We start from the raw sequence: 15674 nt of genomic DNA, 5'->3' as shown, positions 1-15674 counted from the left end.
CGAGCAGGAGGCTGTCATGGAAACGAATCAAGCTAAGAAGCATGAAGAGCAAATTGCCAGAGCCAATCAAGCAACGGAAGAAGGAAGCTCGAGGATTAAGGAGGAACGCTTCCGGCTTCGCTATCATTTGATGCCGAGAACCGGCTGGATGAACGATCCGAATGGACTTGTATACTTCAAGGGCAGCTATCATGCCTTCTATCAATATTATCCGTATAAGCCGAGCTGGGGACCGATGCACTGGGGGCATGCCAAGAGCGAAGACCTCGTCAATTGGACCCATCTTCCGGTCGCGCTGGCACCTTCTGAACCCTATGATCAAGGAAGCTCCGGCGGTTATGGCTGTTTTTCTGGAAGCGCTGTCGTAAATGGCGATTCGCTTGCTTTGTTGTACACCGGGCATGTTTCCGGCAATTCGCCGGTGGAGGTACAGTGTTTGGCTGTCAGCACGGATGACGGCATCACTTTCGCGAAAAGCGAAGCGAATCCGGTTATCCCGGGGCCGCCGGAAGAGGGATTATTCGGCTTCCGCGATCCGAAGGTCTGGAAGCATGAAGATACATGGTACATGGTCATTGGAAGCGGTCAAGAAGGCCGAGGCAATGTGCGGCTATATGCTTCTTCGGATTTGCATGAGTGGCGCTATGTGAGTATCGCTGCTGACAGCGATGGCTCGCAGGGCGATATGTGGGAATGCCCGGATTTGTTCCCGCTTGGCGGTGGAGAGAATCATGTGCTGATTGTCTCTCCAATGAACATGGGAGCAACGAAGACGATGTATGTGTCCGGCACGTTCGACTACGAAGCTGGCAAACTCACGACTACTCTTGCCGAAAGACTCGACTACGGCTTCGATTTCTACGCGCCGCAGACGTTGGAGGACGATCAAGGAAGACGCATTCTATTCGGATGGATGAATATTTGGGGGGCGACGATGCCCGAGCAGCAAGACGGATGGATGGGCGCGATGACGATTCCGCGCGAGCTCATTCTGCAGCCGGACGGCAGCGTTCGTATGCTTCCTGTGCCGGAGCTGGAGACACTTCGAGGAGAGCGGTATGAGGTGGAATCGCAGGTAATTGAAGCGGGCACGGAACTAGCGCTGCGAGGCATCACGTCGGATGCGGTGGAAATCATAGCATTGTTCGACGCTGACGCGGCGACCGAGTTTGGCCTCAAGCTGCGCTGTTCCGCGGACGGCAGCGAATACACCGAGGTCGGTTACCGCGCAGCGGATCGGACGCTCTACGTGAACCGCGATCTTGCCGGCCTTGGCGACGGCGGAATCAGTGAAGTTCAGCTTACGCCGCAGGACGGCGGATTGCTGAAGCTCCATCTGTTCCTCGACCGTTCATCGCTGGAGCTGTTCGCGAATGACGGCGAGAAAACGATGACGAACCGAATCTATCCGCAGCCGGATAGTTTGGGGGCTTCTCTGTTCAGTCGTGGAGGAAATGCGATTCTTCGCTCGTTTGTAAGCTATGAGCTGAATGCGATTCAATAATTATACAAGGCGAAAGAGTCTGCCAGGCAGCAGGCTTTTTCTTTTTTCTAGGTGATATCAGAAAATAGACCAATCCAACCCGGATTGGTCTATTTTCTATGGTCAAAAGGTGGCGTTTATAAGGTTGGGACGCTGCCCGCCATCCTCCATAATGAGGTAGACAACCGAGGGGGAGGGAAGCAGATGAAATTCGGCGCTTGTTATTATCCGGAGCATTGGCCGGAGGAACGGTGGGAGCTGGACGTGAAGCTCATGAAGGAAGCCGGGCTGAACGTGCTGCGTATCGGCGAATTTGCTTGGTCGAAGCTGGAGCGCTATGAAGGCAGCTACAATTTCTCATGGATGGATCGCATCATTCACCTACTAGCAGCACAAGGAATCGACGTCATCTTAGGGACGCCAACCGCTGCGCCGCCTAAGTGGCTCATGGATAAACATCCCGATATCTTTATGCGGGACAACAAAGGCATACCAAGGGGTTTCGGCAATCGGAGGCATTACTGCTACAACAATCCGAATTACATGGCAGCCTCGGATCGCATTGTAACGGCAGTCGCGCAGCATTACGGCGAGCATCCGAATGTCATTGCGTGGCAGACCGACAATGAATTCGGCTGCAACGATACGGTGTACTGCTATTGTGAGTATTGCCGAGCAGCCTTTCAGACTTGGCTTCGCCACACCTATACAACTATCGATCAGCTTAACGAAAGCTGGGGAACGGTATTCTGGAGTCAAACCTACAACGAGTGGGAGCAAATCGTGCTTCCTGCGTATACCGTCTTCCATCTGCATAACCCGGGGCTAGAGCTCGATTATCGCCGGTTTGCTTCCGATTCCGTCATCGCGTATCAGAAGCGGCAAATTGACCTGTTGAAGCAGCTTGCCCCGAGTCAGCCCGTCACTCATAACATGTGGTCGGAGATGAATGAGATCGACAGCTTCGAGCTGTCTAAAGATCTGGACTTCGCTTCCTGGGACATCTATCCCAATCTTTGTTTTACCGATCAGCCGGATCCCCGCGAAAGCGCCATTCAGCTCGACATGGCCCGCGGCGTGAAGCGAGCTCCCTTCTGGGTGCTGGAGCATCAAAGCGGCGCGCCGGGCGGTAACATTATGTTCCCAACTCCGCGTCCGGGGGAGCTTCGCAGATGGACCTATCATTCGGTTGCTCACGGCGCCGATGCGATTGTTTATTTCCGCTGGCGGACCTGCTTATTCGGGGCGGAGCAGTTCTGGCATGGCATATTGCCGCATGATGGCATTCCGGGCAGGCGGTATGACGAAATCAAACATGTTGGCGAGGAGCTGAAACGAGTCATGCCGCTCATCGAAGGCAGCAGCGCGGGAGCGGAAGTCGCGATCATTCGCTCCTACGATAACGAATGGGTCATGAATATTCAACCTCAAGTAATGGGGCACCGGTATATCCGCCATCTTAAAGGCTATTATCGTTATTTCTACGATCATCATATTCCGGTTGATATCTTATCCGACGAGGCGGATTTCAGCCGATATCGACTAGTCGTCCTGCCGCACTATATGCTGTCCAAGCCGGGAGCCAAGCAGCGAATCTATGATTATGCGGCGCAAGGCGGTACCGTTCTGCTCGACTTCCGTTCCGGCTCGCGGCTGTGGGACAACCGGATGTCGGACCAGACGCTGCCCGGCATCTATCGGGAGCTCCTTGGCATCTCGATTAGCGACTATGGCATTCTGCGTGAAGGTCAAACGCGCAGTGTCCGAACGCACGACAACAACAACAGCTACAACGCCACGACCTGGTATGACGTCATCGAGCCCGAGACGGCGGAGCCGATCGCCTGGTTCGGCGAAGACTATTTTGCCGGATCACCTGCAGCAACATGCAATTGGTATGGTCAAGGCGCCGCCTATTACATGGGCATGGAGCCACAGCCTGCCTTAATGAATGCACTTATGGATCGCATATGCGACGCCGCCGGAGTAGCACCGATCCAGTGCATACAGGTTCCGGACAGCATCGAGCTCACGCGAAGGGTAAGCGACACCGGCAACGCGTATATTTTCGCCATCAATCACGGTACAGATCATCAATCCATCACGCTCGCAGAGCCGCTGTACGAACTTACAACGGAGCAAACCATAGGAGCGGGCACGATCGAATTACCGGGTAATGGCGTGTTTCTCTTCTGCAAGGATCACCCGCTACTAGGGTGATAAGCTGCAGTTTATCAGGTTGTTGATGTTACCCGACCCTCGCATAATAAAACTAGGATGAGAAATAGGGTTGAAAGGAGTATGGCAGTGTGAAATCAATCGCTCCAACCAGGCAAGACACAGCACCAAACAAACGCAGCTTCGGCAGAAAAGTCATCATGCAAAGACAGCTGATCTACATGTCTGTTCCGTTCGTCCTCCTAATTGTCTTGTTCTCCTACGTTCCGCTCTGGGGATGGGTAATGGCGTTTCAGCGGTACACGCTTGGCAAAGGGATTAAACATAGTCCTTTCGTCGGCTTCGATAATTTCGTCGCGCTCTTCCAAGATGAACAGTTCTACCACGTGCTGCGCAACACGCTGGCCATGGGGCTGCTGCAGTTGATCACCGGGTTTGTATGCGCTATTGCGCTGGCCCTGCTGCTGAACGAGGTCAGATTCGTCTGGTTCAAACGAGTGATCCAAACGATTACCTACATTCCTCATTTTGTCTCTTGGGTCGTCATTGCGAACATTACGCTCACGATGCTTTCTCCGGATGATGGGATGCTGAACCGTATTCTAATGAAGCTTGGCATCATCCAGGAACCGCTCTACTTCATGGGTGAGGAAAAATGGTTCTGGTTCATCCATACGACGGTCAGCTTGTGGAAGGAGCTAGGCTGGAGCACGATTATCTTCTTGGCGGTATTAGTGGGGCTGAATCCCGAGCAATATGAAGCGGCGGAAGTCGATGGCGCAAGCCGGTTTCAGAAAATGTGGTACATCTCCATTCCGGGCATCATGCCGACCGCGATTCTGCTGCTCATCTTAAATGTAGGCTGGATCATACAGGGCGGCTTCGAGTCGCAGTATTTGCTGGGCAATCCAATCGTCGTTGATTATTCCGAGGTGCTCGATCTCTATGCGCTGCGCTACTCGACACAGCTTGGAGACTTCTCGTTCGGGGTAGCGATCAGCATGTTTAAATCGGTTGTCAGCGTAGTAATGGTGCTGGGCGTTAACTACTTGGCCAAGAAAACGAATCAAAGCCGATTAATCTAGCAGCGAGCTCACACGTACACAATTACAATCCCGACAAGAAATGGAGGGTGGTCAAGAATGGACCGCAATCAGGCGTGGGGCGCATTCGCGTTCAACTTCTTTAACCTTACGCTGCTGCTTCTCATCGGCATGGCAACCTTGTTCCCCTTCTTGAACCTCATTGCGGTGTCGCTTAACGATCCGCTCGATTCCTTGAAGGGAGGAATAACGCTCCTGCCCAGAGAATGGACACTAATGAATTACAGAGCGATATTGAGCGATGACACGCTTGCATGGGCGGCTGTTCGTTCCGTAATTCGTACCTTGCTTGGCACCGTGCTCGGCGTTACGGGCACTGTCATGATTGCCTATACGCTAAGCCGCAAACATTTCATCTTCCGCAAAGCGTTTAACGTCATCTTGGTGATAACGCTCTACGTGAACGGCGGCCTCATTCCGACGTATCTGCTCATCAAGAACCTGGGGTTAATGAACCATTTTGCCGTCTATATCATTCCCGGCTTAATCGGGGTGTTCAATGTCATTCTCATTCGCAGCTACTTCGATCAGCTTCCGGAAGGACTGGTAGAATCAGCGCAAATCGATGGAGCGACCGACTTTCAGACGCTTTTTCGAATCGTGGTACCCATCAGCTTGCCGGTTATTTCGACCATTACGTTATTCATCGCGGTTGGCCATTGGAATTCCTGGTTCGATAACAATCTCTATGCCAGCCGCAATCCGGATTTGAGCCTGCTGCAGTTTGAATTACAGAAGATTCTGATGCAAAGCGTAAGCCAGGTTGCCAATGCGAATGAGCATGTGGACGGCAAAGCCATACAGTCCAACCCCGATACGATTCGGGCTGCATTAACCATTGTAGTTACGATGCCGATTCTGCTTGTTTATCCATTCCTGCAAAGGTATTTTGTCAAAGGCGTTACATTGGCTGCAATTAAGGAATAACGAAGGATTCGCACAATATCAAACGGAGCGATCGATCCGTTGATATATACAAAAACGAGGATTGAAAGGGAGTCTAACGATGAAGGGTACAAGGTTAAAACGCAGACTTACAATCGGACTCATCATTACTGTACTGGCAGTGCTTATCTCAGGCTGCGGTTCCTCCAATAATAACAATAACGATGGGGCAGCAAACACAAACGAACCGGCGAAAAGCACGAATACAGCAACAAACGAAGCTAATACAGGCGACAATGCCACAGCAGAGCCGGCAGCGGATTTAAGTCCGATCGAGTTTACGATCAACACGGCAGATGACAAGCTGAAATGGGATACGCCAATTACGAAAGCGATTACAGACAAAACAGGCGTGTCGCTCAAGTATGACCTCTCCGTGGGCGATCAGTTTCAGAAATGGGATCTATGGCTGGCGGCCGGAGATTATCCGGATGTCGTCGTGCTCGATGCCAACTACACGCAGAAATTCAAAGATGCCGGCGCCATTATCCCGCTTAACGATCTAATCGAGAAATACGGTCCGAACATTAAAGAAAAGTATGGCAAGTACTTCAATTTGCTCAAAGACAAAGACGGCAATATCTACTCCTTGTCCGGCGTCAACAAGAGCGAAGAAGCGGCAGCCAACTCAACTGCTAACTTTATTGTGCAATACGATGTGCTGAAGGAAGCCGGATATCCGGAAATCAAAACCTTCGATCAGCTCTACGACGTCATCAAAGCGTATGCCGATAAACACCCGCAAATCGACGGGAAGGATACGATCGGCTTCGCCGCTTCCATGGCCAGCTGGACGATGAAGATTGAGTTCAACAATCCGGTCATCAATGCGCTTGGACTGCCTGACCATGACCGCTCCCGTATTGATGCAAGCGGCAATGTAACGTACAACCCGGTTTCCGAGGAATCCAAGGCTTATATGAAGTTTCTAAACAAGCTGTATAATAACGGGCTGTTCGACAAAGAGGCCTTCTCGCTCGACAACATTGCAACGAAAGCCGCACAAGGCCGCGTCCTTGCTGCTTATTCACCGGGCTGGTTCTTAGGTGACGCTGAAGCCTCCCTGCGTAATTCGGGTCATCCCGAACGTGCCTATGCCCATATTCCGATTTATTTCTCGGAAGGTACGGAAGATCACTCCAACACGCTGACACCGACGCAGGCAGGCAGCTATCAGTGGACGATCAGCAAGAATGCGAAGAACCCGGAGCGCATGATTCAGATGATTGATTTTCTGTTCTCCGATGAAGGGCAAATCCTCACGCAGTGGGGAATTGAAGGCACTCACTTTGATGTGAAAGACGGCCGCCGCGTGCTGAAGCCGGGGCTTATCGCACAGCGTCTTGCTGATCCGGATACGGATTACAAGGAAGGCTTCCACGGCATCGGAACAGGCAACTTCTCGTGGTTCGGAGTCGGCAATGGCGCGAAGCTGGCAGATGGCGACTATTCCACGCCGCTTACCAAAGACATGGTTATCGCGAATTACGATGACATGACGAAGGAAGTGCTGGCGAAGTATGGCAAGCAGGTATGGGCTGATTTCTTACCGCCGGTTGAGTATGTACCGGGTTATATCTGGCAGCTTACGCCACCAGAGTCAACGAAGGTGGAAGAACAGAAGATCGATGATACATGGCGCAAATACTTGCCGAAGATCATCATGTCGAAGGATGACGCTGCGTTCGATTCCAACTGGAAGGATATGCAGGATGGCATCAACAAGAATGGTCTGGAGAAAGTAGAGGCGGCTTATACGCAGCTATGGGCGGATTTTAATGCCAAGTACAACAGCATTTTAGGCCAGTAATCGTGTATTGTTAAGCTACTCCTTGTTCGCAGCACTTGCGGGCAAGGAGTATGTTTCGTACGGCAGCGGGAGGAATAAGGCGAAGAGGAAGCGAATGAGTGAGAAAACGTACAGCCACGAAAGGTGCGAGGTAGCCGCCACATGAAAATACGGACAAAGCTGATCGTAGCCAATTTACTCGTTGTATTGCTGCTGCTGGGCTCCCTTACGTATGTGCTCATGAAACGCAGCAGCGATCTGGTCTACGAGCATATCATCGAGAATGCTGAACTCTCGCTGTCTCAAGTAAGCGCGAACTTCGATAATAAGCTGAGCTCCTATGAGGAGAATGCGAACACGTTGTTCTTGAACTCTTCCCTGAATGAGAAACTCCAGAAACGATATAAGGATCAGCAGGAAGCGTACGATACGTATTTTGACTATTATCAGCCATTTATTTCAGCCGTCCAAGCGACCAAGGCGATCTCTCATCTCAACTTATATACCGATAATCCCACCTTTCTATTCGCGAATGTGTTTCTGATTGATGAGGAAACGCGACAAAGCGATTGGTATCGCAAGGTGTTTCATAACCGAATCGGCGGCTACTGGACCGGACCCTATACGCCGCTTCTTGAGCATAAACCGGTGTTCAGCTTCCGCAAACGAATGAATAATTTCGAGCCGGATTCCCCAAATGTCGTCTCGATCGAGATCCAGCTTCGTGTGTTGTCGGAGCTTATTAATGTAGAGAGTAAAAGTAAGCGTTTTATTTTTACGCTCGCAGACGGTACGGTACTGATCGATAGTGCGCAGACCGGCGGGATTACGCAGATCAAGGAACTGCCCTTTTATGCGAAAATCATGGAAGAAACAGAGGGAAGTTTCAGCTACGAGGATGAGCATAACGGTTATCAGATTATGTTCCAGACGCTTGAATCTCACAACTCGGTTAGAGGGATGAAGGTGCTGACCTTTATTCCTATAAACGAGCTGATGCCGAAGATCGAACAGCTTCGCTCGCTCTCGATTCTCTTGTTTCTGATTGCGATTGTTGTTTCTGCGCTCTTCATTTCCACGATATCGGTAGGTTTGACGAGCCGATTGACGGAGCTGGCGTTTCGGATGAAGCGGGTGCATAAGGATAATTTTCAGAGTTTCGTCGAAGTAAGGGGCAAGGATGAGGTGGCGCAGCTGGGCCAAATGTTCAATCTGATGGTGCAGCGGGTCGGTCAGCTCATCCAAGAGGTGTATCAGTCGGAAATCGATCAGAAGGAGCAGGCGCTGCGGACGAAGGAAGTGGAGCTGTACGCGCTGCAGACGCAGATCAATCCGCATTTTCTGTTCAATGTCCTGAATATGATCCGAGGCAAGCTGTTAATCGCCGGCGAGCGGGATACGGCCAAAGTCGTGGGGCTTCTGGCGAAGTCGTTCCGGATGATGCTGCGTAATGGCGGCCCTACGATTACGCTGAGCGAAGAAATGGAGTTTATCTCGATCTATCTGCAGATCCAGCAGCATCGTTTCGGCGATAAGTTCACCTTTGCCATCGCGATTCCGCCGGAAGCACTGGATGTGAATTTGCCGAAGCTGTGCATTCAGCCGCTTGTCGAGAACGCGATTACGCATGGGGTGGAGCTGAGTCCTAAGCAATCATGCATTCAGATTAGAGGCGAATTGGTGGATGGCACGCTTCAGATCACGGTGGAAGACGATGGTCTCGGCATGACGCCGGAGCGTTTAACCGACATACAAGCCGGCTTGCAGCAGGATTCACTGGAAGTCACCTCCCACATTGGTCTTCGCAACGTGAATCGGCGATTGAAGGTCAGGTATGGGGACAGCTATGGTCTGACCGTGCATAGCGAGCAAGAGGCAGGAACGAAAGTGACGATATTCATTCCGATGCAGCAGGCGGATAATGGAGGCGGAACAGATGTATAGCGTACTGATCGTGGAAGACGAGCCGCTCGCAAGAGAATCGCTTAAATATGTGATTGATTGGGAAGCTTACGGGTTCCAAATCCGCGCGGAGGCAGAGGACGGCAGACGGGCGCTTGAGCTTATGCAGCGCAACCACTACTCGCTTGTCCTTACGGACATTCGCATGCCGACGATGAACGGGCTGGAGCTGATTGCCAAGCTGCGGGAATTCACGGATGTCCCGGTGATTATTCTTAGCGGGTACGAGGACTTCGAATATGCACGGCAAGCACTTAAGATGGGTGTTCACGACTACCTATTGAAGCCTGTGGAGGAAGAAGAGTTAATCGCGATATTGGAGCGGATGGGCCAGAGCATCTCGGAGAAGCGGGCGTTACAAAGGCAGCATCATCTGGGTTTAACTGCACTTCGCGATCAAGTGCTTCGGAAGCTTGCGCATGGTCCGCTCAGCCGAAGCGAATACGAGGATGCGATTCGAATGATCGGCAGCGGAATGGGAGAAGGACCACTTCGCACCCTGCTTGTGGAGATGGATTCCCTCTCTTCGCCAAGCCCGGCTCTAACCGAGCATGATGCGGAATTGAAGCGATACGCGGTGCGTAATATCCTGGAGGAGCTGTGCGTTGGTCGGGGGCTAGTGTTCGAGATCACCGAGGAACGGTACGGCATCGTTATGATCGGGCAGGAGGACGGCGCTGATGGTGAAGGATTGGTTAGGTTTGCTGGGCAGCTAAGAGATGCAGTAGCCGTGAATGCCAAAGAAACAATCAGTATCGGCATCGGGAGCGTGGCTGCGAGTGGGAGAGAACTTGCGGGGTCCTTTGCCGCCGCGGAGGAAGCGCTAGATGGAAAATTCCTGGTGGGCAGCGGTTCGATTCTGGTGGGCAGAAATGCGGTTGAGCATGTAGTTGGAAGTGGGAGCGGGAGCGAGGACGGAGGAGGGGGCGGCGTTTGCGGCAGCGGGGTCCAACGTACAGGCAAGCTGCAGTCCGGCGTGCTTGAGGCGATTTCCAATTTGCAAGATGAACAGCAGGTGGAGGAAGCCATTGAACGGTTATGGGAAGGCTTCAAGGCGGAGCAAGCACCGGGAAGTGTCGTTCGTAAGAGCGTGCTGGAGCTGCTCGTCCAATTGCAGCAGCTGGTCAGAGAGCTCGGCGCCAGTGCTGACGGTCTCTTCGAATATGAGCTTGGCGACTACGAACGGGTCATGAAATGCAAGACGATGGAGGAGCTGCAGCTTCTCGCAAGTCGAAAGGCTATGGATGTGCGAGCGCGGTTATGCGGGATAAAGCAGCTGCAGCCGAACACATTGGTTACAACGGTGAAGAAGCTCGTTCAGGAGCAGTATCACACCAATATTAGCTTGCGGAGTATCGCACAGCAGGTCTTCTTGAACCCGAATTATTTGGGCAAAATGTTCAAGGCCGGAACCGACGAGTCGTTCAACGATTATTTGCTGAAGGTGCGCATGGAGAAAGCGAAGGAGCTGCTCAGACAGTCGGATAAGAAGGTTTACGAGATCGCCGAGGCTGTCGGTTATGGCGAACTGGACTGGTTCTATAAACGCTTTAAGAGCTATGCCGGGATGAGCGCCGGGGAGTATCGGATGAAAGGATAGCTTGAGTGGAGCGATGGAGGCAGTGAGCAAGGAAGTAAGCGATGGAGGAAGTGAGCAAGGAAGTAAGCGATGGAGGAAGTTCTTCCATCGCTTACTTGCTTATAATGGATTCATTTTGCGGTAGGCAAGCGGCGTCAATCCGGTCATTTTCTTGAAGATGCGGTCAAAATGTCCCGTGTTCTCGAACCCGGTCCGCTCCGCGACGACGATGACTTTAAGATCCGTCTCCTTGAGCAGGCGCTGAGCCTCGCGAATTCGCGTCAGATGAACGTATTCGATTAGGGTGAAGCCCGTGACCGTCTTGAAGCTTCGGCTGAGATAGTAGGGGCTCATGTAGAATTGTTTGGCGAGATCAGCCAGTGCAAGCTTGGTGTCATAGTGCTCGTTGATATGCAGGGCAACCTCGGAAATTTTCTGATGGAGAGCAGTCGGCTGCTCGGCTTTCGCAGCGTCTGAGTCCGCCGGTGCGGGAAGCCTTGCCGCGAACAGAAGAAGTTCGGTCAGGAGAAGCCGCAGATAGGATTCAAAGCCGGGACGCTGCTCGGAGGATTCGGTGATCATTTTGCCTAGCAGCTGACGGACGAATACTTGCTCTTGCGGCGTAAGGTGCAGCAGCAGCGCGTTATGCCCGAATGGTTGCAGCAGCAGCGGGTCATAGAGGGGATGCTCCGTTCCGAGGAAAGCATCGCTGAAATTGATGACGATTCGTTCATGCTCCGGAGGTCCATGCTCAGAGGAGTTGTGGACGACCTGTTTATTCACCAGCACTAAGTCGCCGGACGTAATCGAATAGGAGCGGTCCTCGATGAAATGCACGCGCTGCCCCGATACCAAATAATAGATTTCATAGGTGGGGTGGAAATGATTGTTGCGTCCAAACGGCTTCGTTCGATGCACATGCTGAATATAGAAATCGCCTTCCTCATCTCCATATGAGAGCGGTTCGTCGACGGTGAGCTTCATTCGATCCTCCTTAAGGCTGAACTAACAAGATAACTCTACTTTAGCGCAAGATAGGTGAATAAACCATCACTTTGAGCAAAATATGTCACGATATTCGGCAAATATTGCGTTATGCTGAATGGAGATACGGACTTTAGAGGAAGGTGGTACATCCCACTATGCGTAATTTTATGGATGATGATTTTTTACTACATAATGAGACTGCGAAACGGCTTTATCATGAATATGCGAAAGCCATGCCGATCCTGGATTATCACTGTCACCTTAGTCAGCAGGATATTTACGAGAATAAAAGCTATACCAACCTGACCGAAGTTTGGCTGTATGGCGATCATTATAAGTGGCGGGCGATGCGCGCTAACGGCATTGAAGAGAAATACATTACCGGCGGCGAAGGGGTCAGCGATTATGACCGTTTCCTCGCTTGGGCGCGGACGGTACCGATGACGCTTGGCAACCCGCTCTATCATTGGTCGCATTTGGAGCTGCGCCGATTGTTCGGCATCGAAGAGCTGATCAATGAGAAGAACGCGCCGGTCATCTGGGAGAAGGCGAATGCCAAGCTGCGTGGCGGCGGGTATGCCGTACGGGATTTCATCCGTGACGCTGGCGTGGAAGTGGTCTGTACGACAGATGATCCGATCGATTCGCTGGAGCATCATGTGCTGCTGGCACAGGAGCCAGATTTGGGTTTCCGCGTGCTACCTTCATTCCGTCCGGATAAGGTGCTGGAGATAAACCGTGCTCCTTTCGTCGGTTATATTGCGAAGCTGGCCGAGGCTTCGGGGAGAAGCAGCATCGAGAGCTATGATGAGCTGCTGCTTGCGCTGAAGGAGCGGGTACAGTTCTTCCATTCGGTTGGAGGCAGAGTGTCTGATCATGCGCTAGATTATGTACCTTGGGCGGAGACGACGCGCGAGGAGGCGGCGGGGATTTTTGCGCGGGCACTTCAAGGTGGCGGCGTAACGCTTGAAGAGGAGAAGAAGTACAAATCCTATACGCTGGTTTACTTAGGCGAGCTCTATGCGGAGCTAGGCTGGTCGATGCAGCTGCATATGAACGCACATCGCAACAATAATGCGCGAACCCTTCGCGAGCTTGGCGTGGATACGGGGTTTGATTCCATGAACGACAGTCCGGTAGCTGTGCCGCTTGTCCGGCTGCTGAGCAAGCTGGATGAGCACGATAAACTGCCGCGTACGATCGTATATTCTTTGAATCCTGCAGATAACAACGTGCTGGCATCGCTGATCGGCAGCTTCCAAGGCGGTGGTATTCCTGGCAAAATCCAGCTCGGTGCAGCATGGTGGTTCAACGATACGAAGGACGGCATGCTGGAGCAGCTGAAGTCGCTTGCGAATATGGGGCTGCTCAGCCGGTTTGTCGGCATGCTGACAGACTCTCGCAGCTTCCTCTCGTATACGAGGCATGAGTACTTCCGCCGGATCTTCTGCAATTTGCTTGGCGAGTGGGCGGAGAACGGGGAAGTTCCTGCGGATGCGGAACTGCTCGGCGGTCTTGTGAAGTCGGTGTGCTACGAGAATGCAAGAGGGTATTTCCGTTTCTAGCTTTCGGTAAGTTGAGAAGGTAGAAGACCATTCAGGAGGGATACCATGGAGGGCAAACTGACATCACCCGATGAGATCAACAGAAAGTTGTATCCGCACGGCGAGATTCATCAGGCTGTTCACCGCGTTACCGATGTTGAGGAGGAGCTGGTTCAGTTCTATCGGCAGCAGGGATACGCTGCGGTACTGGATGTGTTGTCCGGCGACGAAATTTGGCGTGCGACTGAAGCAATTATGGCGCATATTGCCGATGATGGGACAGCCGTAAAGGTGCAGTTCGTGAAGCCGAGGAGCGAACTGCACAGCGATGAAGAGCGTGAGCTCGCCGTCCGCAAATTGTATGAGTTTGTGGAGGTCGACGATCGGTTGCGAGCAATCGCCTATCATCCGGACATATTGGCCGTCGTGGAGAAGTTGCTCGGCGCGAAGCCGAAGCTGGTGCAGGATATTGCATTGCTTAAACCGCCCAAGGGCGGGGGAGAGAAGCCGTGGCATCAAGATATGGCCTACGGCAACCTGGCTTATGATCGGCCTGTGATTGGCGTTTGGATTGCGCTTGACGAAGCGGGGCTCGATAACGGCTGCATGCAAATTATCCCCCGTTCGCATATGAACGGCGGCATTCCGCATTATGCGGAGCGGGATTGGCAGCTATGCGATACGGTTGTGCCTGTCGAGCGCAATGTCGCTGTTCCGCTCGCGCCGGGCAGTGCGCTGTTCTTCCATGGACTGCTCATGCACGGCACCGCATACAATTTCTCACAGAAGCGCCGCCGCGCGCTGCAGTTTCATTATGCGCCGGATACCGCTGAGAAGATCAACCCCAGAGAGTATAAGCGTATGTTTACGAGCGAGATGACGGGGGCGGACTGTTAGCCTTTGTTTTGAAAAAAAGGGATATCTCATCCAGGCCGTTCGTGGTGACGGCAGGTGAGATATCCCTTTATTTATTTGCGGGTAGTGAACCGTGCCCACTCCTGCTTGATCTTGCTCTCATCGAGTTCGATGCCGATCATGACAAAATACGGCTTCCCTTCATAGCTGCTCATCGACCATTCCAGTCGTTTGCCCGCCAACTGGAACAGCATGAGGCTGCCATCCTTGCCGTAAGGCAAATATCCTTTGGCACGCAGGCAATTGTTGCCGCGCCCGCTAATAAAGGCTTCGAACTGACGCCGCGAGAGTCCGGCTGCATTTGCGCCGGGATAAATCGCTGCCGTTCGAATGCGCGAATACGAGCTCGGCGCTTGGGTTGCGGTGGCGCCTTGCTGTGTGGCCGCGGCTTGCTTGTTAACGGCCGCCTGCGACTTGCCGGCGCCGCCTCCGCTGCCCGGCAGCTTCTCCGGCAGCACGCGGCCGCCGATTGCAAAAGCCGTCCGCGTGCCGGAGATGACAGGCTGCCTCCGCGCGGGTGAAGGAGAGATTCCCGCGAATACAAGCGCGGAATCGATCTCGCAGCGTGTTGCCGTGATGACTTCGGCCGCCTGGTTGCGATCGCGAATGAGCTGCTTCACTTTATCCGCGGTTCGATTGGATATGAGGTCGAATTTATTGGCGATGATCAAGTCCGCCGCCTCAATCTGCTTGCGCAGCGTACGAATCAGCTCGCGGTCAGAGGAGAAGATGCTGTTATAGTCGAGCGCATGCTCGGCATCCAGCACCGTTACGATCCGGTGCAGCTGCACCTTGCCGATAATCGTCGGCTCCGTTAACGCCTCGGCAATTTCCTCCGGGTTCGCCACACCGGTTAGCTCCATCACGATCACATCCGGCTGCATCAGCGCAAGCCGCTCCAAGCAAGAGGCTAGCTCGCTCTTCTTGCTGCAACACAGGCAGCCTTCCGTAATCCGCTCCAGCATCTGAGTGGCGGATGCACTGCTCACCATCGTTCCATCCACGTCAACGGCTCCGATTTCATTCATCAGTACAGATGCGCGTAAACCGGTAGCCTTGGCATGCTGCAGCAGCCTCAGAAGCAGTGTTGTTTTTCCGCTGCCCAGAAAGCCGCTTAATACGATTACCGGGATTGCTGATTGTTCCATGTTCGAGCGCTCACACTCCCTCCAAGGTCCACATTCAAAGA

The 15674-nt window shown here is 52.7% G+C and carries 11 protein-coding genes; 9 read left to right on the top strand and 2 right to left on the bottom strand.

Going from position 1 to position 15674, the window contains the following annotated elements; genetic code table 11:
* Positions 1–16 precede the first annotated feature (16 nt).
* From BLW29_RS21365 to BLW29_RS21335, 7 genes are all read left to right on the top strand, one after another.
* Positions 17–1504 (top strand): glycoside hydrolase family 32 protein, encoded by a 1488-nt coding sequence (locus BLW29_RS21365; protein WP_090983343.1) that lies wholly within the window; start codon positions 17–19, stop codon positions 1502–1504.
* A gap of 183 nt (positions 1505–1687) precedes the next feature.
* On the top strand, positions 1688–3703 hold the full coding sequence (locus BLW29_RS21360; protein ID WP_090983341.1) for a beta-galactosidase: 2016 nt from the start codon (positions 1688–1690) through the stop codon (positions 3701–3703).
* A gap of 89 nt (positions 3704–3792) precedes the next feature.
* Positions 3793–4746 (top strand): ABC transporter permease, encoded by a 954-nt coding sequence (locus BLW29_RS21355; protein ID WP_256208765.1) that lies wholly within the window; start codon positions 3793–3795, stop codon positions 4744–4746.
* A 57-nt stretch (positions 4747–4803) separates the two neighbouring features.
* A complete protein-coding gene (locus BLW29_RS21350; protein ID WP_090983339.1) occupies positions 4804–5691 on the top strand; it encodes a carbohydrate ABC transporter permease in 888 nt (295 codons plus the stop codon).
* A gap of 79 nt (positions 5692–5770) precedes the next feature.
* Positions 5771–7519 carry an extracellular solute-binding protein gene (locus BLW29_RS21345; RefSeq protein ID WP_090983338.1) on the top strand — a complete coding sequence of 583 codons (1749 nt, stop codon included), beginning with the start codon at positions 5771–5773 and terminating at the stop codon, positions 7517–7519.
* A 141-nt stretch (positions 7520–7660) separates the two neighbouring features.
* A complete protein-coding gene (locus tag BLW29_RS21340) occupies positions 7661–9442 on the top strand; it encodes a sensor histidine kinase (RefSeq protein WP_090983336.1) in 1782 nt (593 codons plus the stop codon).
* Positions 9435–11060: a response regulator transcription factor gene (locus BLW29_RS21335; RefSeq protein ID WP_177186741.1), complete on the top strand. Its 1626-nt coding sequence runs from the start codon at positions 9435–9437 to the stop codon at positions 11058–11060. The genes BLW29_RS21340 and BLW29_RS21335 overlap by 8 nt, the downstream gene beginning before the upstream one ends.
* Before the next feature lie 99 nt (positions 11061–11159).
* On the opposite strand, the gene BLW29_RS21330 is transcribed toward BLW29_RS21335, so the two are convergent.
* Positions 11160–12023 (bottom strand): helix-turn-helix transcriptional regulator, encoded by an 864-nt coding sequence (locus BLW29_RS21330; RefSeq protein ID WP_090983332.1) that lies wholly within the window; start codon positions 12021–12023, stop codon positions 11160–11162.
* Positions 12024–12181: 158 nt separating this feature from the next.
* On the opposite strand from BLW29_RS21330, the gene uxaC reads away from it, so the two are divergent.
* Both uxaC and BLW29_RS21320 read left to right on the top strand, forming a co-directional pair.
* Positions 12182–13591 (top strand): glucuronate isomerase, encoded by a 1410-nt coding sequence (gene uxaC, locus BLW29_RS21325; protein WP_090983330.1) that lies wholly within the window; start codon positions 12182–12184, stop codon positions 13589–13591.
* 45 nt (positions 13592–13636) lie between these two features.
* Entirely contained in the window at positions 13637–14467 is an 831-nt protein-coding gene (locus BLW29_RS21320; RefSeq protein WP_090983328.1) for a phytanoyl-CoA dioxygenase family protein, read from the top strand.
* A gap of 71 nt (positions 14468–14538) precedes the next feature.
* On the opposite strand, the gene BLW29_RS21315 is transcribed toward BLW29_RS21320, so the two are convergent.
* Positions 14539–15633, bottom strand: a complete 1095-nt coding sequence (locus BLW29_RS21315) for a CobW family GTP-binding protein (RefSeq protein ID WP_090983326.1) — start codon at positions 15631–15633, stop codon at positions 14539–14541.
* Positions 15634–15674: the final 41 nt, after the last annotated feature.

The sequence above is a fragment of the Paenibacillus sp. CF384 genome (assembly GCF_900106745.1).
Taxonomy (GTDB): domain Bacteria; phylum Bacillota; class Bacilli; order Paenibacillales; family Paenibacillaceae; genus Paenibacillus_Z.
The sequence above is the reverse complement of the archived record's forward strand: the minus strand, read 5'-3'. Positions and strand labels throughout refer to the sequence as shown.